This is a genomic window from Streptomyces sp. NPDC050504, assembly GCF_044458065.1.
Classification (GTDB): Bacteria; Actinomycetota; Actinomycetes; order Streptomycetales; family Streptomycetaceae; genus Streptomyces.
The window spans coordinates 460,073-480,181 of sequence record NZ_JBITHO010000007.1; the positions used below are offsets into that span (position 1 = coordinate 460,073).

The 20,109-nt window shown below is 72.9% G+C and carries 20 protein-coding genes; 3 read left to right on the forward strand and 17 right to left on the reverse strand.

Translation table 11 applies throughout. The features are described 5' to 3' along the window. Positions 1-527: 527 nt before the first annotated feature. Both ACIBNE_RS27955 and ACIBNE_RS27960 read left to right on the forward strand, forming a co-directional pair. Complete coding sequence (locus ACIBNE_RS27955) at positions 528-1,295, forward strand: hypothetical protein (RefSeq protein WP_399276229.1); 768 nt, start codon at positions 528-530, stop codon at positions 1,293-1,295. A 103-nt stretch (positions 1,296-1,398) separates the two neighbouring features. Further along, positions 1,399-2,064 (forward strand): hypothetical protein, encoded by a 666-nt coding sequence (locus ACIBNE_RS27960; protein WP_399276231.1) that lies wholly within the window; start codon positions 1,399-1,401, stop codon positions 2,062-2,064. Positions 2,065-2,133: 69 nt separating this feature from the next. On the opposite strand, the gene der is transcribed toward ACIBNE_RS27960, so the two are convergent. The 6 genes from der to ACIBNE_RS27990 all read right to left on the reverse strand — a co-directional run bounded on the left by der (position 2,134) and on the right by ACIBNE_RS27990 (position 7,290). Then, complete coding sequence (gene der / locus ACIBNE_RS27965) at positions 2,134-3,582, reverse strand: ribosome biogenesis GTPase Der (RefSeq protein ID WP_399276232.1); 1,449 nt, start codon at positions 3,580-3,582, stop codon at positions 2,134-2,136. Between the two features lie 80 nt (positions 3,583-3,662). Beyond that, on the reverse strand, positions 3,663-4,337 hold the full coding sequence (locus ACIBNE_RS27970; protein ID WP_399276234.1) for a lysophospholipid acyltransferase family protein: 675 nt from the start codon (positions 4,335-4,337) through the stop codon (positions 3,663-3,665). After that, on the reverse strand, positions 4,295-4,957 hold the full coding sequence (cmk, locus tag ACIBNE_RS27975) for a (d)CMP kinase (RefSeq protein ID WP_399276316.1): 663 nt from the start codon (positions 4,955-4,957) through the stop codon (positions 4,295-4,297). The genes ACIBNE_RS27970 and cmk overlap by 43 nt, the downstream gene beginning before the upstream one ends. A gap of 228 nt (positions 4,958-5,185) precedes the next feature. Next, a complete protein-coding gene (locus ACIBNE_RS27980) occupies positions 5,186-6,274 on the reverse strand; it encodes a prephenate dehydrogenase (protein WP_399276236.1) in 1,089 nt (362 codons plus the stop codon). Beyond that, positions 6,271-6,633: a chorismate mutase gene (gene aroH, locus ACIBNE_RS27985; RefSeq protein WP_399276238.1), complete on the reverse strand. Its 363-nt coding sequence runs from the start codon at positions 6,631-6,633 to the stop codon at positions 6,271-6,273. Before aroH ends, ACIBNE_RS27980 begins: the two co-directional genes overlap by 4 nt. Positions 6,634-6,840: 207 nt before the next feature. Continuing rightward, a complete protein-coding gene (locus tag ACIBNE_RS27990; protein ID WP_399276240.1) occupies positions 6,841-7,290 on the reverse strand; it encodes a YidB family protein in 450 nt (149 codons plus the stop codon). Between the two features lie 106 nt (positions 7,291-7,396). Between ACIBNE_RS27990 and ACIBNE_RS27995 the strand changes: the two genes are divergently transcribed. Further along, a complete protein-coding gene (locus ACIBNE_RS27995; protein WP_399276242.1) occupies positions 7,397-8,209 on the forward strand; it encodes a DNA polymerase beta superfamily protein in 813 nt (270 codons plus the stop codon). Here the strand turns inward: ACIBNE_RS27995 and ACIBNE_RS28000 are convergent. The 11 genes from ACIBNE_RS28000 to ACIBNE_RS28050 all read right to left on the reverse strand — a co-directional run bounded on the left by ACIBNE_RS28000 (position 8,206) and on the right by ACIBNE_RS28050 (position 19,945). Beyond that, positions 8,206-9,042: a DNA polymerase beta superfamily protein gene (locus ACIBNE_RS28000; protein ID WP_399276244.1), complete on the reverse strand. Its 837-nt coding sequence runs from the start codon at positions 9,040-9,042 to the stop codon at positions 8,206-8,208. The two genes, ACIBNE_RS27995 and ACIBNE_RS28000, sit on opposite strands and share 4 nt — an antisense overlap. A 3-nt stretch (positions 9,043-9,045) precedes the next feature. Further along, a complete protein-coding gene (locus tag ACIBNE_RS28005; protein ID WP_399276318.1) occupies positions 9,046-10,071 on the reverse strand; it encodes an ADP-ribosylglycohydrolase family protein in 1,026 nt (341 codons plus the stop codon). Next, positions 10,071-10,808 (reverse strand): NUDIX hydrolase, encoded by a 738-nt coding sequence (locus ACIBNE_RS28010; RefSeq protein ID WP_399276246.1) that lies wholly within the window; start codon positions 10,806-10,808, stop codon positions 10,071-10,073. The genes ACIBNE_RS28005 and ACIBNE_RS28010 overlap by 1 nt, the downstream gene beginning before the upstream one ends. Before the next feature lie 129 nt (positions 10,809-10,937). Continuing rightward, positions 10,938-12,095 carry a pseudouridine synthase gene (locus ACIBNE_RS28015; protein WP_399276248.1) on the reverse strand — a complete coding sequence of 386 codons (1,158 nt, stop codon included), beginning with the start codon at positions 12,093-12,095 and terminating at the stop codon, positions 10,938-10,940. Beyond that, a complete protein-coding gene (gene scpB / locus ACIBNE_RS28020) occupies positions 12,095-12,712 on the reverse strand; it encodes an SMC-Scp complex subunit ScpB (protein WP_399276250.1) in 618 nt (205 codons plus the stop codon). The genes ACIBNE_RS28015 and scpB overlap by 1 nt, the downstream gene beginning before the upstream one ends. Then, positions 12,709-13,707, reverse strand: a complete 999-nt coding sequence (locus ACIBNE_RS28025) for a segregation and condensation protein A (protein ID WP_399276252.1) — start codon at positions 13,705-13,707, stop codon at positions 12,709-12,711. Before ACIBNE_RS28025 ends, scpB begins: the two co-directional genes overlap by 4 nt. Positions 13,708-13,766: 59 nt before the next feature. Beyond that, positions 13,767-14,339 carry a hypothetical protein gene (locus ACIBNE_RS28030; RefSeq protein WP_399276320.1) on the reverse strand — a complete coding sequence of 191 codons (573 nt, stop codon included), beginning with the start codon at positions 14,337-14,339 and terminating at the stop codon, positions 13,767-13,769. Continuing rightward, the gene (locus tag ACIBNE_RS28035; RefSeq protein ID WP_399276254.1) at positions 14,336-15,457 is read right to left on the reverse strand and encodes a ParA family protein; all 1,122 of its coding nucleotides are present in this window, start codon (positions 15,455-15,457) and stop codon (positions 14,336-14,338) included. The genes ACIBNE_RS28030 and ACIBNE_RS28035 overlap by 4 nt, the downstream gene beginning before the upstream one ends. Positions 15,458-15,839: 382 nt before the next feature. Next, complete coding sequence (gene ald, locus ACIBNE_RS28040; protein ID WP_399276256.1) at positions 15,840-16,955, reverse strand: alanine dehydrogenase; 1,116 nt, start codon at positions 16,953-16,955, stop codon at positions 15,840-15,842. Between the two features lie 145 nt (positions 16,956-17,100). Then, on the reverse strand, positions 17,101-19,134 hold the full coding sequence (locus ACIBNE_RS28045; protein ID WP_399276259.1) for a tetratricopeptide repeat protein: 2,034 nt from the start codon (positions 19,132-19,134) through the stop codon (positions 17,101-17,103). A gap of 178 nt (positions 19,135-19,312) precedes the next feature. Beyond that, entirely contained in the window at positions 19,313-19,945 is a 633-nt protein-coding gene (locus ACIBNE_RS28050; RefSeq protein WP_399276261.1) for an NUDIX domain-containing protein, read from the reverse strand. Positions 19,946-20,109 lie beyond the last annotated feature (164 nt).

Below are 20,109 nucleotides of genomic sequence, written 5' to 3' on the forward strand. Positions count from 1 at the left end.
CCGGGGGCACGTAGACCCCTCGGCGCGGAGCCGTCCCGGGGGCGCGCGGGCCCCTCGGCGCGGAGCGGTCCCGCGCACCCCCGCACCGCTCCGTCCGCCGGTCGGTACTCGTGCCGTGCTCGTGCCGTGCTGGCTGTGCGGCGGCGGACGTACCCGGACGGTGCTCGGTGCACACGGCGGTGGAATCTAGGGACCCGACGGACCCGATATCAACCGTTCCCTTGTCATTCCAGGCCAGTTGCCCGTTACTTCGAGTAACAGCCAATTCAGGCCACCCACTTGATTCACTGATATCACGATTTGTCGACCTCGCACCGCGCTGATCTGTGACTCACCTCACCAGATCAACTCATGCGTGATCAGCGGAGGTTGACACGGAGTGAGCAATTCCGGCCATCGACTCACCCTCCGCTCCGGATGGTTCGATTCCGTTCTCCCTGCCGCGTGACTCGGGCCACAGATCCGCCGTTGTCACTTTTACGAGCCGGGAGCCGCCCGGCGTCACGCACAGTTCCGAGGAGTCCCCCTTGCCGCGCATGCTCGACGTCAGCGAGGACGTCCGCGCCGAGATCGGCGACGAAGAGGCCAATCGGCTGCTCTCGGGTGACGGCACCCCCGGCCACTACGACTGCACCTCCTGCCGCACCCCCGGCGACTCCGACCAGGAACGCACCAGCACCGTGCTGTTCGTCGGTGAAGAGACCGCGGTCCTCGCCTTCGCCCACGCCACCTGCATCCCCTCCCAGGTCGTCGCGGTCGCCGAGGACCAGCTCCAGGGAGCCGTACGGTCCATCACCGGCACCGAGTCCGGGGGCCAGGGCGACCAGGCCGTCCTCGGCGTGACCAGCGGACTCGTCCTGATCGACGGCGAGCTGCGCCCCGCCCTGGTGGTCGAGCCGACCGGCCCGATCGCCCGGCCCGGCTCGACCGGCCCCGCCGACGACTTCCTGCCCCTCCTCATCGAGCAGGGCTTCACCCCGGTCGGCGACGTGAACGGACTGCCGGGGCCGCTGCACGGCTGGTCGGTGCTGCTCGCCATGGGCCAGCTGCACGCGATCCTCCAGCCCGGCACCGGCGGCGGCAGCCCGGTCGCCTGGTGGCAGGCGCACCAGCCGCTCCAGGTCACCGAGGGCTGGCGGGCCGCGGCCAACAAGTCCCGGACGGTCCTGCTGTTCTGCGCCCCGGTGGGCTCGATCGGCCAGCAGCCCCGCGAGGACCTGCTGCGGGACGCCCTGGAGCGGGCGGCGGCCAAGGGCATGCTGGTGGCGGCGAGCATGCCGCTGGCCGGGACCTGAGACCGTGCGCCCCGCGCACACCGCGACGCCCGTACACCCCCGCCTATCTGCGATTTCCCCGCACCGGCCGCATCCGACCGGGAGCGGGGTCGTTGGCAGATACGTGCACCCATACGATCCCTCGCGCCAGTCCTACCAGAGCCAGATCCCCTCGATGCGCCACTCGGGAGACGCCCCGGGGAACCAGTCCTCCACCCCGATCTTCGACGCGCTCTACTCCGAGTACCTCAGGGCGTTCCGGGCACTGCCCGGGGACCGCTCGGGCGAGGAGGACCTGGCGTTCACGGCGTTCGGACACGGCCCGTACGGCAGCCGCACGGGCCACACCGGGTACGGGGGGCACGGCGGCCATCTGGGGCAGCTGGGACACGGCGGAACGGGACCGGGCGGGCAGGTGTCCCCCCTGGGACAGCCGGGGCACCTGGGCTACACGGGACAGCTGGGGCACATGCCCCTGGGAAACATGGGAAACACCGGACAGCTGGGGCACTCGGGACAGCTGGGCCACGCGGCCGCCACCGGCCACCAGGGGCACCTGGGACACCTGGGGCCCACCGGTCCGCACGGCCAGGTCGGAAACCCGGGGCAGCACGGCCACACGGGTCACACCGGTCACGTCGGGCAGCCCGGCCACCACCCCCAGTCCGCTCCCGCCCCGGGCGGAGCGGGCCAGACCGGTGTCTGGCAGTTCGGCGGCTGGCAGCGCGTCGGCCAGGTCGGCGGCCACCTCCCGGCGGCGCTGCCGCCCGCCCCCCGCAGGGGCCAGTAGCGGCCACCGGACCGTACGCACGAGAAGGGCGCCGTTCCCGCGGGAACGGCGCCCTTCTCGCACGGAGCGCTACTTCTTCTTGCTGCGCTTCTCTCGCACCCGCACCGAGATGTGGATCGGGGTGCCCTCGAAGCCGAACTCCTCGCGCAGCCTGCGCTCCACGAAGCGGCGGTAGCCCGCCTCCAGGAAGCCCGAGGCGAAGAGCACGAACCGCGGCGGCTTGGTGCCCGCCTGGGTGCCGAAGAGGATGCGGGGCTGCTTGCCGCCGCGCACCGGGTGCGGGTGCGAGGCGACGATCTCGCCGAGGAAGGCGTTCAGCCGACCGGTCGGGACGCGCGTCTCCCAGCCCGCGAGGGCCGTCTCGATCGCCGGGACCAGCCTGTCCATGTGGCGGCCGGTCAGCGCGGAGACGTTGACCCGGGGCGCCCAGGCGACCTGCTGCATCTCGGTCTCGATCTCGCGCTCCAGGTAGTAGCGCCGCTCCTCGTCGAGCTCGTCCCACTTGTTGTACGCGATCACGATCGCGCGGCCGGCCTCGACGGCCATGGTGATGATGCGCTGGTCCTGGACGCTGATGGACTCGGTCGTGTCGATCAGGATGACCGCGACCTCGGCCTTCTCGACGGCGGCGGCCGTGCGCAGCGAGGCGTAGTAGTCGGCGCCCTGCTGGAGGTGCACCTTCTTGCGGATGCCCGCCGTGTCGACGAACTTCCAGGTGACGCCGCCCAGCTCGATCAGCTCGTCGACCGGGTCGCGGGTGGTGCCGGCCAGCTCGTTGACGACGACCCGCTCCTCCTTGGCCACCTTGTTCAGCAGCGAGGACTTGCCGACGTTCGGGCGGCCGATCAGCGCGATGCGGCGCGGTCCGCCGATCGCCGTGCCGAAGGTCTGCGCCGGGGCCTCGGGCAGCGCCTCCAGGACGGCGTCGAGCATGTCGCCCGTGCCGCGGCCGTGCAGCGAGGAGACGGGGTGCGGCATGCCCAGGCCCAGCGACCACAGGGCGGTGGCGTCCGCCTCGCCGCTCTGGCCGTCGACCTTGTTGGCGCAGAGCACCACGGGCTTGCCCGCGCGGCGCAGCAGCTTGACGACGGCCTCGTCGGTGTCGGTGGCGCCGACCTTGGCGTCCACCACGAAGACGACGGCGTCGGCGGTCTCGATGGCGTACTCCGCCTGGGCGGCGACGGACGCGTCGATGCCCAGGACGTCCTGCTCCCAGCCGCCGGTGTCGACGACCTTGAAGCGGCGCCCGGCCCACTCGGCCTCGTAGGTGACGCGGTCGCGGGTCACGCCGGGCTTGTCCTCGACGACCGCCTCGCGGCGGCCGATGATGCGGTTGACGAGCGTCGACTTGCCGACGTTCGGGCGGCCGACGACGGCGAGGACGGGCAGCGGGCCGCCGCTCGCCTCGCCGATGGCGCCCTCGACGTCATCGAGGTCGAAGCCCTCTTCCGCGGCGAGCTCCATGAACTCTGCGTACTCGGCGTCGCCAAGCGCTCCGTGGTCGTGCTGGTCGTTCATGAAGTCCGTTCCTCGTTCATCATCATCGATGGCCCGTGAGACGCACGGACCACTACTGGGGTACTGGGGTCAAGTCTCGCTCAGCGCCCGGTGAGGCGCTTGGCGTCCTTCAGGTGGCCGGTCAGCCGCTCCTGGATCCGCACGGTGGCCTCGTCCAGCACCTTGCGGGTACGTCTGCCGCTGCCGTCCCCGGCCTGGAAGGCGTCGCCGAACACGACGTCGACGCGGCTCCTGAGCGGCGGCAGCCCCTTGATCAACCGTCCGCGGCGCTCGGTGCTTCCCAGGACGGCGACCGGGACGATCGCCGCCCCCGAGCGTACGGCGAAGTAGGCGAGCCCGGCGCGCAGCGAGGCGAAGTCGCCCTCGCCCCTGGTGCCCTCGGGAAAGATCCCGAGCACTCCGCCGTCCTCCAGCACGCCCAGCGCCTCGGCTATGGCGCCGCGGTCCGCGGTCGACCGGTCCACCTTCACCTGGCCGATGCCCCGCAGGAACGGGTCGAGCGGCCCGACGAAGGCTTCCTTCTTGATCAGGAAGTGGGCGGGCCTGGGGGCCGTGCCCATCACCATGGGTCCGTCGATGTTGTGCGAGTGGTTCACGGCGAGGATCACGGGACCGCTCGCCGGCACCCGCCAGGAGCCCAGCACGCGCGGCTTCCACAGCCCGTACATCAGCCCGATGCCGATCCCCCGCCCGACGGCGGCACCGCGCTCGGTCACTTCGCGGCCCGCTTCTCCTCGACGAGGGTGACGACGCACTCGATGACCTGCTGGAGGGTCAGCTCGGTGGTGTCGACCTCGACGGCGTCGTCGGCCTTGGCGAGCGGGGACGTCTTGCGGCTGGAGTCGGCCGCGTCCCGCTTGACCAGGGCCTCCTGGGTGGCCTTGACGTCGGCGCCCTTCAGCTCGCCGCTGCGGCGGGCCGCGCGGGCCTCGGGCGAGGCGGTCAGGAAGACCTTGAGGTCGGCGTCGGGCAGCACGGTGGTGCCGATGTCCCGGCCCTCGACGACGATGCCGCCGGGGGCGTCGGCCGCGATGGTGCGCTGGAGCTCGGTGATCCGGGAGCGGACCTCGGGCACGGCGCTGACCGCGCTGACCTTCGAGGTCACTTCCTGGGTGCGGATCGGGCCCGAGGCGTCCGCGCCGTCGACCGTGATCGTCGGGTCGGAGGGGTCGGTGCCGGAGATCAGCAGGGGCTTGCCGGACGCGGCGGCGATCGCGTCGGCGTCGTCGGTGTCGATCCCGTTGCTGATCATCCACCAGGTGATCGCGCGGTACTGCGCGCCGGTGTCGAGGTAGCTGAGGCCCAGCTTGGCGGCGACCGCCTTGGACGTGCTCGACTTGCCGGTGCCGGAGGGCCCGTCGATGGCGACGATCACGGATTCCACGGTGGCGGACACCTTCCTGAGTACACGGGGTGAGGGCAGCGGAGCGCACACGGGCCCCGTACAAGGTTACCGAGTCCCCGGCGCCCCCTCGCCCACGCGCCCCCCGTACCGCCCGTGCGGCGCCCCAAAGACCCGTTCCCGGCGGCCCCGGACCGCTGGTACGGGCCCCGGCCGTCCCGTGCCGCCCGGGGCCCGTACCGCGCCCGTACCGCGCCCCGGCTACTGCCGGATCGCCCAGCCCCGCTCGCGCAGCGCCGTCGTGAGCCCGGGGGCGGCCGACGGCTCCACCATGAGCTGGACGAAGCCCGCCTGCTGTCCCGTCGCGTGCTCGATGCGGACGTCCTCGACGTTGACCCCGGCGCGCCCGGCGTCCGCGAAGATGCGGGCCAGCTCGCCCGGCTCGTCGCTGATGAACACGGCCACGACCTCGTAGACGGCGGGGCCGCCCGCGCCGTGCTTGCCCGGCACCCGTTCGCGCCCCGCGTTGCCGCGCCGCAGGACGTCCTCGATGCCCGAGGCGCCGCCCTGCCGCTTGGTGTCGTCCGCCGACTGCAGGGCCCGCAGCGCGCGCACCGTCTCGTCCAGGTCGGCGGCGACCCCGGCGAGCACGTCGGCCACCGGGCCCGGGTTCGCCGACAGGATCTCCACCCACATGCGCGGGTCGGAGGCGGCGATGCGGGTCACGTCGCGTATGCCCTGGCCGCAGAGGCGCACTGCGGTCTCGTCGGCCTCCTCCAGGCGCGCGGCGACCATCGAGGAGATCAGCTGCGGGGTGTGCGAGACGAGCGCGACGGCCCGGTCGTGGGCGTCGGCGTCCATCACCACGGGTACGGCGCGGCAGAGCGCGACCAGCTCCAGGGCGAGGTTCAGGACCTCCACGTCCGTGCCCGGGGTGGGCGTCAGGACCCAGGGGCGCCCCTCGAACAGGTCGGCGGTCCCGGCGAGCGGCCCCGAGCGCTCCCGGCCCGCCATGGGGTGCGTACCGATGTACGAGGAGAGGTCGAGGCCCAGCTCCTCCAGCTCGCGGCGCGGGCCGCCCTTGACGCTGGCCACGTCCAGGTAGCCGCGCGCCGCCCCGCGCCGCATCGCGTCGGCGAGCGCGGCGGCCACGTGGGCGGGCGGCACGGCCACGATCGCGAGGTCGACGGGGCCGGCGGGCGGCTCGTCGGTGCCCGCGCCGAGCGCGGCCGCCGTGCGGGCGGAGTCCGGGTCGTGGTCGGCGAGGTGCACGGTGACGCCGCGCCCGGCCAGGGCGAGCGCTGCGGAGGTGCCGATCAGGCCGGTGCCAATGACGACTGCGGTTCTCACTGGGCGATGTCCTTGCGAAGGGCGGCTGCGGCACCGAGGTACACGTGCGCGACCTCGGTCTTGGTCAGGTCGGTCTCGACGTGCGCCAGGATCCGTACGACGCGGGGCATGGCGCCCTCGACGTCCAGCTCCTGCGCGCAGAGCAGCGGGACGTCGAGCACGCCCTGCCCGCGCACGGCCGCGGCAGGGAAGTCGCTGTGCAGGTCGGGGGTGGCGGTGAACCAGAGGCTGATCAGGTCGTCGGACGTCAGTCCGTTGCGCCCCAGGATCGCGGTGAGCAGTTCGCCCACCTTCTGCGCCATGTGCTCCGCCTCGTCCCGCTCCAGCTGGACCGCGCCGCGCACCGCTCGTACCGCCACCGACTGCTCCTCGTCCCGCGCTCGTCCGCGCCCGCCCGACCTCGGAGCCGGTGTCCGCACCTGTCAGACCTGACAGACACGGCGGGCCTGGCGGACCTGACAGGTCTGCCAGGCCCGGCGGACACGGGCTCCGGGCGAAGCCTAGTCAGCCGTGCGGAGCGGGGCGGCGGGCGGTCGCCCTGTGAGACCCGGCCGCCGCCCGGGACGTCAGAGCCCCTGCTGCCTGATCAGGTCCTCCAGGGACTCCGCCCGCGGCAGCTCGCCGCCCGGCGTCAGCCTGTCCACGGCCTGCGGGAGCGTCCGGGCCAGCTCGTCGGCCGCCTGCTCGGGCGAGACCCCGGCCTGCTGGGCCACCTGCTGGAGCGTGTCGTCCGGCAGGGCGTCGGCGATCTGCGCCCCGCTGACGGGCTGGTTGTCGCCGGTCGCGATCCAGGACTGCGCCTGTTCGAGCAGGCCCGACTTGGCGAGCATGCCCATCAGCCCGTCGAGGGGGCTGCCGCCGCCCGCGCCGCCACCGCCACCCCCTCCCCCGCTGCCGAGCGCGCCGATGAGGGCTCCGAGGATGTTTCCGGCGCCGCCCTGGCCGCCGCCCCCGCCTCCCCCGCCGCCTCCGCCGAGGAGGCCGCCCAGCAGACCGCCGAGGTCGTTTCCCGCCATGGTCCTGCCCTTCCGACAAGGGGAATGGATACCGCCAATCTCGGACAGAAGCTCGTTCTCTGCCACCGGAACGGCCCCCGCGAGCGCCTCGCATAGCCTGGCCCGCATGGATTCCGAAGAGCCGGTGGCCCCTGAAGCGCCGGTGTCCCCCGAAGAGCTGGTGCGCGACCACACCGTCTACTCCTGTGTGATGGGCTCGCGCGCCTTCGGCCTCGCCACGGACTCCAGCGACACCGACCGGCGCGGCGTCTTCCTCGCCCCGACCCCGCTCTACTGGCGCTTCGCCAAGCCTCCGACGCACGTGGAGGGTCCCGCCGACGAACAGTTCAGCTGGGAGCTCGAACGCTTCTGCGAGCTGGCGCTGCGTGCCAACCCCAACATCCTGGAGTGCCTGCACTCGCCGCTCGTCGAGCACGTCGACGCCACCGGGCGCGAACTGCTCGCCCTGCGCGGCGCGTTCCTCTCCCGGCAGGCCCACCTGACGTTCGCCCGCTACGCGCTGGGGCAGCGCAGGAAGCTGGAGGCCGACGTGCGGCAGCACGGCGCGCCGCGCTGGAAGCACGCGATGCACCTGCTGCGGCTGCTGGGCAGCTGCCGGGACCTGCTGCGCACGGGAGAGCTCACGATCGACGTCGGGGACGACCGCGAGGGGCTGCTGGCCGTGAAGCGCGGCGAGGTGCCGTGGGCCGTGGTCGAGGACCGGATGGCCCGGCTCTCGGCGGAGTGCGACGTCGCGGCCGCCCGCTCCCCGCTCCCGGACGGGCCGGACCGGGCGCGCGTGGCGGACTTCCTGTTCCGTACGCGCCTGGCCTCGGCCCGCGAGGCCGTAGCGCCCGCCAGCCCCCCGGCCCCACCGACCCCACAAGCCCCACCGGTCCCACTGGCTCCCCCGGCCCCACTGACCCCGCCGACCCCCTAGCGCCCCAGCCCCACCGGCTCCACCGACGCCCCCGGCTCCACCGACGCCCCGGACCCTTCCCACCCCTTCAGTCCCGCCGCCCCCGCCAGCCTGACCCGGACCACGAAGTCGTCCAGCGCCGCGTACGCCGACGGCTCGTCCGGCAGCGCCGTCGCGGCCTGCGCGTCCGCCAGGACCCCGTGCAGCGCCGCCACGTCCCTGGCCAGCCCCTCGCGCGCGAGCCCGACCGCGGGCCCGTGCTCGGCGGCCTCCTTCGCCTCGATCAGCTCCGCCAGGTAGGCGGGCGCCTCGGCCTCGCCGAGCAGCGTGGGCAGATGGGCCTGGACCTCGCCGGTGCGCATCAGCCGGATGCCGGTCAGCAGCGCCCTGAAGGCGTAGAGCAGCGGCTTCAGCTCGCCGTTCTTCTCGAAGAGCCGCCACTGCGTGTTGGCGAACCCCCGGTAGTGGTGGGCGTGGTGCCGGGTGAGCACGGCGGGCGCGAGCGCGGCCAGCTCCCGGTGGGCCTCGGTGGTGTGCACGACGAGCGGCGAGAGCAGCTGTTCCAGTACGTAGCCGTTGCGGCCGAGCATCAGCCGGACGAACTTCCGCAGGTCGTGCGTGACCAGGTCCATCTCCGTGCCGTCCCGGTCCCACATCCGGTCCCGGGTCTCCTCCGGGTCCCCGAGCCCGATCAGCGCGGCGACGGGCAGCAGGTGGACGCCGCGCAGGTCCACGTCCGAGTCCCGGGACGGGAAGCCGTAGAGGTGGGCCCCCGACACGGTCGCGAAGAGCAGCGGATCGGGCTGCTCGGCGATCACGGGGCGGAGGTCGAGGTCCCGCAGGTCGGTCGTCATGGGTCAAGCGTCCCAGAGGGCGCCGAGCGACATCAGGTCGCTCTGGTGCTCGACGCGGTCGGCCCAGTCGGTGGGCCAGGCGCCCGCGCCGAGGTGGGCCCCGGCGAACGCCCCGGCGAGGCAGGCGATCGAGTCGGAGTCGCCCTGGGTGCAGGCGGCCCTGCGGAGAGCGGTGAGCGGCTCGTCGGGGAAGAGCAGGAAGCACAGCAGTCCGGTGGTCAGCGCCTCCTCGGCGACCCAGCCGTCGCCGGTGAGCAGGCAGGGGTCGACCTCGGGGTTGGGGTCGCGCAGCGCGACGAGCAGCCGGTCCATGGCCGCCAGGCACTCGTCCCAGCCGCGCCTGATGAAGACCACGGGGTCGGCGTCGTGCGAGCGGGTCCACAGGTCGCCGAGCCAGCGCTCGTGGTACTTCTCGCGGTTCTCGTACGCGTAGGAGCGCAGCTGGCCCACGATGCCCATCGGCTCGGCGCCCTGCGCCAGCAGGAAGACGGCGCGGGCGGTCAAGTCGGACGCGGCGAGCGCGGTGGGGTGGCCGTGGGTGAGGGCGGCCTGGAGCTGCGCCGCGCCCGCCCGCTGCTCGGCGCTGAGCCCGGGGACCAGGCCGATGGGGGCCACCCGCATGTTGGCGCCGCAGCCCTTGGAGCCGATCTGACTGGCCTCCTGCCAGGGCAGGTCGCTGTCGAGCTTGCGGCAGGCGGTCATGCAGGTCCTGCCGGGGGCGCGGTTGTTCTCCGGCGAGTGGTACCAGTCGACGAACTCCTCGCGGACCGGCCCGGTCAGGCGCTGCGGGGTGAGCAGGCCGCGGTCCATGGCGGTGCGGATGCCGCGCGCGAAGGCGAGGGTCATCTGGGTGTCGTCGGTGACGTACGCGGGCCTGGGCAGCTTCATCCGCCGCCAGGGGCCGCACTTGGCGAGGATGGCGGGCACGTCGTTGAACTCGGTGGGGAAGCCGAGGGCGTCGCCCAGCGCGAGCCCGAGCAGCGAGCCGGTCGCGGCCTGTTTGGTGAGGGTCCTGGCCGGGGTGATCATCACGAGTGCCGTCCTTCGGGGCGCAGCAGGGGCGGGTGGAGGGTGGTCGCGGTGCCCGCGCGGTAGAGGGCCGCGGGCTTGCCGCGCCCTCCGGTCAGCCGGGGCGGGCCCTCGACGGGCTGTACGAAGCCGGGGGTGGCCAGGACCTTGCGGCGGAAGTTGGCCCGGTCGAGCTCGACGCCCCAGACCGTCTCGTACACCTGGCGCAGCTCGCCGACGGTGAACTCGGGCGGGCAGAAGCCGGTGGCGATGCAGGTGTACTCCAGCTTGGCGCCGACGCGGTCGTGGGCGTCGGCGAGGATCCGCTGGTGGTCGAAGGCGAGGCGTTCGTACGCGACGGGCGCCACCCACCGGGCGCGTGCGGCGTCGCTGCCGCCGCGCGGCTCGGGCAGGTCGGGGACGAGGGCGGTGTACGCGACGGTGACCACGCGCATCCTGGGGTCGCGGCCCGGCTCGCTGTAGGTGCGCAGCTGTTCCAGGTGGAGGGATTCGACGGTCACGGGGTCGAGCCCGGTCTCCTCGGCCAGTTCGCGCCGTGCGGCCTGTTCGGCGGACTCGCGGGGCTGTACGAAGCCGCCCGGCAGTGCCCAGGCGCCCTTGTAGGGCTCTTCGCCGCGCTCGATGAGCAGGACGTGGAGCCGGTTGTCGCGGACCGTGAAGACGGCGAGGTCGACGGTGACGGCGAAGGGCTCGTACGCGTGCGGGTCGTACCCCTCGGGCACGTGCGGGGTACTCATGTCCGCCTCCTTAATGGTCATGGTGACTCTAAATAGGGAGTGCCCGTTTCCGCAAGGAGGAAACCCCGGAACGCGAGAAACCCGCGACCGTTCCCGGTCGCGGGTTCCTGGCGCTCGCCACTGCGGTCGTTACAGACCGACTTCCTTCATCAGCATGCCGACCTCGGTGTTGGTCAGACGGCGCAGCCAGCCCGACTTCTGGTCGCCGAGCCCGATGGGCCCGAAGGCCACGCGCACGAGCTTGTCGACGGGGAAGCCCGCCTCGGCGAGCATCCGTCGCACGATGTGCTTGCGGCCCTCGTGGAGGGTCACCTCGACCAGGTAGTTCTTGCCGGTCTGCTCGACGATCCTGAAGTGGTCGGCGCGGGCGTACCCGTCCTCCAGCTGGATGCCGTCCTTGAGGCGCTTGCCCAGGTCGCGCGGGATCGGTCCGACGATGTGCGCGAGGTAGGTCTTCTTCACGCCGTACTTGGGGTGCGTGAGGCGGTGCGAGAGCTCGCCGTGGTTGGTGAGCAGGATGATGCCCTCGGTCTCCGTGTCGAGCCGGCCCACGTGGAACAGGCGCGTCTCGCGGTTGGTGACGTAGTCCCCGAGCGACTGGCGGCCGTCCGGGTCCTCCATCGTGGAGACCACGCCCGCGGGCTTGTTCAGCGCGAAGAACTGGTACGACTGGGTGGCGACCGTCAGGCCGTCGACCTTGATCTCGTCCTTCTGCGGCTCGACGCGCATGCCCTGTTCGAGCACGATCTCGCCGTTGACCTCGACCCTGGCCTGCTCGATCAGCTCCTCGCAGGCGCGCCGCGAGCCGTAGCCCGCGCGGGCCAGCACCTTTTGGAGGCGCTCGCCCTCCTGCTCGGCGCCCGGGAAGGTCTTGGGGAGCTTCACCTCGGGCTTGCCCGCGTAACGCTCCCGGTTGCGCTCCTCGGCTCGGGCGTCGTACTCGCGGGAGCGCGCCGGGGTCGTGCGCCCGCCGCCGCGCTGCGGGGACTGCTTGGGGCCGCCCTTGGCGCCGCCGCGCGCGGCCGCGCCGCGACCGCGCTTGGGGGCGCCGGAGTCCTGGCCGCCCACGTCGTAGCTGCGCTCCTCGGGGCGGGGGCGGCGCGAGTCGCCGCCGCGCTTGGGACCCTGGCGGTCGTCGCCGCGCTTGGGGCCGCCCTGGCGGTCGTCGCGGCCGTTACCGGCACCCCGGTAATTGCCGCGGCCGCCGCTGCTGCCGCGGCCGCCGCTGTTGCCACCACGGCTCCCGCCGTTGTTTCCGCTGCTGTTCCTGCCGCTGCTGCTTCGCATCAAATTTCCGTCTTGTCGTCTGCGTCTTCGAAATCCGGAGCGTCCGGATCGAACGACGGCACACCCTCAAGGGACTCGGCCTCGATCGCGTCCGCCTCGGGGAGGAAGGGCGCGAGTTCCGGGAGCTCGTCCAGCCCGCGCAGGCCCATGCGTTCCAGAAAGTAGTTCGTCGTCCCGTACAGGATCGCACCTGTTTCGGGTTCCGTGCCCACTTCCTCGACCAGCCCGCGCTGGAGCAGGGTCCGCATGACCCCGTCGCAGTTCACCCCGCGCACCGCCGAGACCCGGGAACGGCTGACCGGCCGGCGGTACGCGACCACGGCCAGCGTCTCCAGGGCCGCCTGGGTGAGCCGGGCCTGCTGGCCGTCCAGGACGAAGCCCTCGACGGCCGCCGCGTACTCGGCGCGGCTGTAGAACCGCCACCCTCCGGCCACCAGCCGCAGCTCGAAGCCGCGCCCCTGCGCCGCGTACTCGTCGGCCAGCTCCCGCAGCGCGTCCGCGACGGCCCTGCGGGGCCGCCCCAGCACCTTCGCCAGGTGCTCCTCGGTCGCTGGTTCGTCCACGACCATCAGCACGGCCTCCAGCGCGGGCCGCAGCTCCAGCTCCTCCACGCTCACCGCGCGCCCTCGCCCTCCACGTCGAAGCCCTCCACATCGAACTCGTCGGTCACGGCCGACCCGTCGCTCTCCCCCGTCCACCGCACGCGCAGCTCGCCGAGCGCGGTCTCCTGGTCCAGGGCGACGGCCCTGTCCCGGTACAGCTCCAGGAGCGCGAGGAAGCGCGCGACGACGGTGAGGGTGTCGTCGGTGTCCTCGATCAGCTCCCGGAAGCTCGCCTCGCCCAGCTCCCGCAGCCGCGCCACGACGAACCCGGCCTGCTCGCGCACGCTCACCAGCGGGGCGTGGATGTGGTCCACGTACACCGCGGGCCTGGCCCTGGGCTGGAGCGCCTTCACGGCGAGCTTCGCGAAGCCCTCGGCGCCGATGTTGATGACGACCTCGGGCAGCAGCTCGGCGAGGTGCGGTTCGAGCCCGACGGTACGGGGGTAGCGGCGCGCCTCGTCCGCCAGGCGCCCGCTGAAGACCTCCGCGGCCTGCTTGTACGCGCGGTACTGGAGCAGGCGCGCGAAGAGCAGGTCCCTGGCTTCGAGGAGCGCGAGGTCGGCCTCGTCCTCGACCTCGGCGACGGGCAGCAGCCTGGCGGCCTTCAGGTCGAGCAGCGTCGCGGCGACGACGAGGAACTCGGTGGTCTGGTCGAGGTCCCAGTCGGGGCCCATGGCGCGGATGTGGGCCATGAACTCGTCGGTGACCTTGGAGAGGGCCACCTCGGTGACGTCGAGCCTGTGCTTCGAGATGAGCTGGAGCAGCAGGTCGAACGGGCCCTCGAAGTTGGCCAGCCGAACGGTGAACCGACCGTCACCGGGGTCGTCGGGAGCCTCGGCGGGCTCCGCGGGTTCCGCGACGGGCTCCGCGGCCGGGGCGGGCTCCACCACTTCCACGGCCGGGGCGGGCTCCGCGACGGCGACGGGCTCCGTCGCTTCGAGGACCCCCGGCCCCCGCCCCAGCGCGCGACGCCGCGCGGGGCGAGGAGACGATTCGTCAACAGGGGGCATCGGGGTCCAGACGGGAACGTACGGGAGGAAAAGCGACTGCGCAGCGCGCAACGCTACCCTCAACGCCCCCGCAGCCGCCGTACGAGAATGCTCGCGTCGCCCCGCGACTCCAGGTCGGCGAGCACGACCGCCACCGCCTCGCGCACTATGCGCCCGCGGTCCACGGCGAGGCCGTGCTCCCCGCGCAGGACGAGGCGCGCGTGCTCCAGGTCCATCAGTTCCTCGGCCGACACGTAGACCGTGATCTTCTCGTCGTGCCGCTCCCGGCCGCTGGGCCGCCGGTTCGCGCCGCGCCCGCGGCGCCGCTGCCCGCCCACCGAGGGCGCGGGCTCCTGGCCCCGCCGCGCGGCGGGCGCCTTCGCCGACTCGGCATCGGCCGCCCGGCTGTGCGGTTCGGCGGACTCCGCGCCTGCCGCGGAGTGCTCCTCCTCACCCGAACCGGATGCGGGAGCCGTGTCCCCCGAGGGGTCGGCCTCCCCGGCGGGTGCGGGCACCCGCGCCGCGGAGCCGCCGCCCGACCCGTTCGCCGTCGCCTTGCGGCGCTGCGCGGACGGGGAGGCCCCGGGGGACGAGGACTGCAGCCCCATGCCCCCGGTCGTGCGGAACAGCTCGTCGGCCCCGGGCAGACTCACTCGGCGTGACACCGGGCGAGCACCTCCCTGGCGAGCTGGCGGTAGGCGGCGGCACCGACGGAGTTCGAGGCGTACGTGGTGATGGGCTCACCGGCCACGGTGGTCTCGGGGAAGCGCACGGTGCGCCCGATGACCGTGTGGTAGACGTGGTCGTCGAACGCCTCGACCACGCGCGCGAGGACCTCGCGGCTGTGCACGGTCCGCGAGTCGTACATCGTGGCGAGGATGCCGTCGAGCTCCAGCTCGGGGTTGAGCCGCTCCTGGACCTTCTCGATGGTCTCGGTGAGCAGCGCGACACCGCGCAGCGCGAAGAACTCGCACTCCAACGGCACTATCACCTTGTGGGCCGCCGTCAGGGCGTTGACGGTGAGCAGGCCGAGCGAGGGCTGACAGTCGATCACGATGTAGTCGTAGTCGGCCATCAGCGGCTTGAGCGCGCGCTGGAGCGTGGACTCGCGCGCGACCTCGCTGACCAACTGCACCTCGGCCGCGGACAGGTCGATGTTGCTGGGCAGCAGGTCCATGTTGGGGACCGCGGTCTTGAGCAGCACCTCGTCCGCCGACATGCCCCGCTCCATGAGCAGGTTGTAGACGGTGAGGTCGAGCTCCATCGGGTTGACCCCGAGACCGACCGAGAGCGCGCCCTGCGGGTCGAAGTCGACGAGCAGCACGCGGCGCCCGTACTCGGCGAGTGCGGCGCCCAGGTTGATGGTCGACGTGGTCTTGCCCACGCCGCCCTTCTGGTTGCACATCGCGATGATCTTCGCGGGGCCGTGGTCCGTCAGCGGACCGGGGATCGGGAAGTACGGCAGCGGCCGTCCGGTCGGGCCGATCCGCTCGCGGCGCTGCCTCGCGGCGTCGGGTGCGAGGGTGGCCGCGTACTCGGGGTCGGGCTCGTACTCGGCGTCTGGGTCGTAGAAGTGCCCCTCGGGCACCTCGGCGTAGTCGGCGAAGGTGGCGGTCTCCCCGCCACTGTCGTTGCCGGCCATGGCGTTCACGTTTAGGCCGTCCATCATCTGAGGGGCTGCTGTCGTCATGTGCTGGTGGGTTGCGAAGGTGCGGACAGCGACGGAGCCGACAGCCTCGAACCCAGCTGGGCTCTGGCCCCGCGCAGGCATTCCTGGCTGAGCACCCCCGGGAGTAAATGTCGACTCATTCACAAGTCGTCTTACCTCCTTGGATGTGACCAGGAAAATTTATCGATAGGTCAGCGTGGCACCATGCCGACGGTTGGCGACTCTATGGCGTGTCACCGCTCCGCAGCAACACAATCCGCCGGACCCGGCCCGATGTGTCGGCAATCGAACGCCCCCGTGTCAAGGGTGCGCAGGCAACGGACCGCACGTTTCGCAAGGGAACGAAACGGTTAAAAGGCTATGTTCGCGGCCAGTTGGCCGAGCCGCGCAAAGTGACCCGATACACACGCGGCCGGACCTTGCGCGGCAAGGTCCGGCCGTGTGTGTGACGTTGACGTCACCCGTTGACGCGTCAGGCGGGGCGTCAGCCCAGGAGGCTGCTCAGCTCGACGTGCTCCAGGCCGTGCGCCTCGGCGACCTCCTTGTAAACCACCTTGCCGTCATGGGTGTTGAGACCCAGGGCCAGCGCCGGGTCGCGGCGCAGCGCCTCGACCCAGCCGTTGTTGGCGAGCGAGACGATGTACGGCAGCGTGGCGTTGGTCAGCGCGTACGTGGAGGTGTTGGGCACCGCGCCCGGCATGTTGGCGACGCAGTAGAAGACCGAGTCGTGGACGGTGAACGTCGGCTCGGCGTGGGTGGTCGCGTGCGAGTCCTCGAAGCAGCCGCCCTGGTCGATCGCAATGTCGACAAGTACACTTCCGGGCTTCATCTTGGCGACGAGCTCGTTGGTGACCAGCTTCGGGGCCTTGGCGCCCGGGATGAGGACGGCGCCGATGACGAGGTCGGCCTCGACGACGGCCTTCTCCAGCTCGAAGGCGTTGGAGACGATCGTCTGCACCTTGGTGCCGAAGACCTTGTCGGCCTCGCGCAGCTTGTTGATGTCCCTGTCGAGCAGGGTCACGTGGAAGCCCATGCCGACGGCGATCTGGGTGGCGTTCCAGCCGGAGACGCCGCCGCCGATGACGACGGCCTTGCCCGCGTGGGTGCCGGGGACGCCGCCGGGGAGCACGCCGCGGCCGCCGGCCGAGCGCATCAGGTGGTAGGCGCCGACCTGCGGGGCCAGCCGGCCCGCGACCTCGGACATCGGGGCGAGCAGCGGCAGCGCGCGGTTCGCGGTCTCGACGGTCTCGTACGCGATGGCGGTGGTGCCGGAGTCCAGGAGCGCGTCGGTGCACTCCTTGGAGGCGGCCAGGTGCAGGTAGGTGAAGAGCGTCTGGTCCTTGCGGAGGCGGTGGTACTCCTCCGCGATCGGCTCCTTGACCTTCAGCAGCAGGTCGGCGGCGGCCCAGACCTCGTCGGCGGTGTCCAGGATCCGGGCACCGGCGGAGACGTACTCGGCGTCCGTGATCGAGGATCCGACACCGGCGTTCTTCTCGACGAGCACCTCATGGCCGTGGCGCACCAGCTCGTGCACCCCTGCAGGGGTGATGGCGACGCGGAACTCGTTGTTCTTGACCTCGCGGGGGATGCCGACCTTCATCGTCGATCACGGTCCTTGACTCAGGGGGATTCTTCGGGTGAATACATGCATACCCGTCCGCGCACGGCACAACGGGGCACACCGCAAGAAGATGCGGCGGAACCAGTCTAATGAAGGATTTCCAGCTGTCTAGCCTTGCAAAGCATTAATCGTCAGCGGAACCGCTACGGATTTCGTAGGCGGAGGTCTCCGTTCCAAGCAGCTGATCGGCCATCGACCTGTGCAATCGCGCCGCCGCCGGGTCTCCGAGCCGCTCCAGCGTGTCCGCGAGCCTGAGCTGGAGCGCCGCCTGGAGCCGTACGTCCCCGGCCTGCCGCGCCCACTCCACGGCCTCCCGGCAGGTGCGCAGCGACTCCGCGGGACGCCCCGCGTACTCCTGCACCCTGGCGGCCTCGCTGAGCGCCCGCGCCTGGGCCGGCAGGTCCCCCAGGCGGCGGAATCCGGCCGCGGCGGCCCGCCAGTTCCGCAGCGCCTCGCCGTACCTCCCCGCATAGGTGTGCACCGCGCCGAGCCGTCCGTACAGCCGCGCCTCGTCCTCCCGCTCGCCGCGCGCGAGGCGCTGCGCGAGGGCCCGGCCGTACCAGTCGCCCGCCCGCTGGTAGTCGCCCAGCTCCTGGTACGTGCCGCCTACGGATTCCATCGCGCGGCCGGTCGCGTACGGGTCGGCGGCGGCCCGTCCGGCGTCCAGCGCGGCCCGGTAGCGCTCCAGCGCCTCCTTGGTGCGGCCGGTGTCGGCGTCGAGGTCGGCGAGGTTCAGCAGCGCCGCCGCCCGCTCGCGGGGCAGCTCGCGGCGCTCCGCGACGTCGAGGACCAGCTGGTGCAGTCCGTACAGCTCGGGAGCGGCCGCCCCGGTGCCCCGGTGCGCGGCCAGCGCGCGCACCAGCGCCGAGACCAACCGCCGCGCCAGCGTGTCCAGTTCGCCGTCGGCGACCGCGAGGCGCGCCGACGCGAGCAGCGCGGGCTGACGGTCCCGCAGCCACTGCCCCGCCGCCTCCGGGCCCCGGAAGCGGAGCGAGCGCGGCAGCCCGGCGAGGCGGCTCCTGGCCGGGGAGCCCTCCGGTTCGGTGACCGCCCGGCAGGCGTGCAGCTGGCGCACGGTCCGCTCCAGCATCCGGGCCCGCGCCAGCTGCACCTCGGCGGGCCGGTCGTGCAGTTCGGTCAGCCCGCGCAGCAGCGGCACCAGACAGCCCGCGACCTCGTAGCCCGCGCGCGAGGGGTGCAGCACGCCGAGCGCCGCGAAGTCGTCGAGCGTGGACTGCGCGGCCGAGACCGAGCAGCCCGCGAGGGCGGACGCGGTGTGCGCGTCGGCGAGCCCGGCGGGGGCGAGGGACAGCAGGCGCAGTATCCGCGCGGCGGGCTGCGGCAGGGACCCGTACACGAAGCGGAAGGCGCGCGCGAGGGGCCTCGCGCCCTGGGAGCGCGGCTCCTCGTCGTCGGGGAGTTCGTGCAACTGCTTGGCGAGGTCGGCGACGGACGCCTTGGGGTGGGCGGCGAGCCAGCCGCCCGCCAGCACGAGCGCGGCGGGCTGGCCGCCGCACTCCTCCACGAGTGCCTGGGCGGCCTGCGGGTCGACGGTGATCCTGACCCGGCCGATCAGGCTCGCGAGGTACTCGACCGCGGAGCGCGTCTCCATTCCGCCCAGCGTGCAGGGGCGCACGTCGGGAATGCCGGTGAGCGGCCCCTCGGCCACCGCGACGACCAGGCACTGGGGGTTGTCCGGCAGCAGCGCGTCGACCTGCTCGGCGTCGGCGGCGTCGTCCAGCACCAGGACGGTGCGGCGCACCGCGAGCGCCTCGCGCACCATCTCGGCCAGCTCGTCCCCGTCGGCGCCGGGGGGCGCCGGGATCTCCAGCGCGTCCAGCAGGTCGCGGGCCGCGCGCTCGACGGGCACCGGGGCGCCGCCCGGTTCGGCGAGGCGGGTGCGGAGCACGCCGTCCGGGTAGTCGGCGGCGATCCGCAGGGCCAGCTCGCGGGCGAGCGAGGTGCGCCCCGATCCGGGGCGTCCGGCGATCAGCAGCACCCGGGCGCGGGGGGCCTTGCGGCCGGAGAGCGTGTCGAGACCCGCGCGGCCGATGTCGGCCTTGAGCGCCTTCAGTTCGCGGTCCCGCCCGAAGAAGCGGTCGGAGTCCGAGCCGGGCGCCTCGACGCGGCCGCCCACGTCCACCGCCTGATCCGTCACGAGGCCACGCTCCCGTCCACCCGCATCACGCCGCGCCCGCGCGGGGCTCCGGGCGGGTGTGACCGAGCGTAGTTCAGCGGGGAGCGCCGGTCCGGCGGAGCACGGCGGAAACGTCCCCCGATCGGATCAACCGATCGTCGCACCGGCCCCGGCGCCCCGCGCTGTCACCCCGCGCGGCCTACCCCTCGAAGGGCCGCGCCGGCCACGGCGCGTCCGCGGGGCGCAGCCCGGAAACCCCCACGCCCCCGGAAGCCACCGCCGCGTTCAACGCCAGCACTCCCACCACCAGGCAGTTGTTGTGCAGCTCCCCCGCCAGCACCCCCCGCACCAGCTCGTCCAGCGGCACCCGGGCGAGCTCCATGTCCGCCTCCTCCTCGGAGACCTCGAAGCGCTCCCCCTCCGCCTCGGACAGGTCCCGTGCGAGGAAGACGCGGACGGCCTCGTCGCAGCCGCCCGGCGTGGTGTAGACGTCCGTCAGGACGTGCCACTCCTCCGCCTTGACGTGCGCCTCCTCGTACAGCTCCCGCTGCGCCGCGTGCAGCGGATTCTCACCGGGCACGTCCAGCAGCCCCGCCGGGATCTCCCAGAGCTTCTGGCGCACGGGGTGCCGGTACTGGCGCAGCACCAGCACGCGCCCCTCGTCGTCGAGGGCGAGGACGGCCACGGACCCGGGGTGGACCTGGTAGTCGCGGCGCGCCACCGTCCCGTCCGGCATGACCACCTCGTCGGTGCGGACACTCGTCTTGTTGCCCCGGAAGGGCGTCTCGGTCGCGGTGACCGTCCACTCTTCGGGCGTGTCCTGGATGGTCATGTCAGCGTCCTCCCACACGTGCACAAACGGAAAACCGGGGTGGGGGGGGGGGGGGCCCCCCCCCCCCCCCCCCCCCCACACCCCCCCCCCCGGGGGGGCCCGCGCCAGGGGCGTTGCGGGGGGGCGGGCGCCCGCGCCCCCCACCACCCCCCCCCCCCCACCGC

Bases quoted from the DNA above. Each gene is read 5' to 3' on its own strand.
- ald (WP_399276256.1), bottom strand. From the start codon at position 16,955: ATGAAGGTCGGCATCCCCCGCGAGGTCAAGAACAACGAGTTCCGCGTC.
- ACIBNE_RS28005 (WP_399276318.1), bottom strand. From the start codon at position 10,071: ATGATCACCCCGGCCAGGACCCTCACCAAACAGGCCGCGACCGGCTCG.
- ACIBNE_RS28050 (WP_399276261.1), bottom strand. From the start codon at position 19,945: ATGACCATCCAGGACACGCCCGAAGAGTGGACGGTCACCGCGACCGAG.
- ACIBNE_RS28015 (WP_399276248.1), bottom strand. From the start codon at position 12,095: ATGCGAAGCAGCAGCGGCAGGAACAGCAGCGGAAACAACGGCGGGAGC.
- ACIBNE_RS28000 (WP_399276244.1), bottom strand. From the start codon at position 9,042: ATGACGACCGACCTGCGGGACCTCGACCTCCGCCCCGTGATCGCCGAG.
- ACIBNE_RS27995 (WP_399276242.1), top strand. From the start codon at position 7,397: ATGGATTCCGAAGAGCCGGTGGCCCCTGAAGCGCCGGTGTCCCCCGAA.
- ACIBNE_RS27990 (WP_399276240.1), bottom strand. From the start codon at position 7,290: ATGGCGGGAAACGACCTCGGCGGTCTGCTGGGCGGCCTCCTCGGCGGA.
- der (WP_399276232.1), bottom strand. From the start codon at position 3,582: ATGAACGACCAGCACGACCACGGAGCGCTTGGCGACGCCGAGTACGCA.
- ACIBNE_RS28035 (WP_399276254.1), bottom strand. From the start codon at position 15,457: ATGCCTGCGCGGGGCCAGAGCCCAGCTGGGTTCGAGGCTGTCGGCTCC.
- ACIBNE_RS28010 (WP_399276246.1), bottom strand. From the start codon at position 10,808: ATGAGTACCCCGCACGTGCCCGAGGGGTACGACCCGCACGCGTACGAG.
- ACIBNE_RS28025 (WP_399276252.1), bottom strand. From the start codon at position 13,707: ATGCCCCCTGTTGACGAATCGTCTCCTCGCCCCGCGCGGCGTCGCGCG.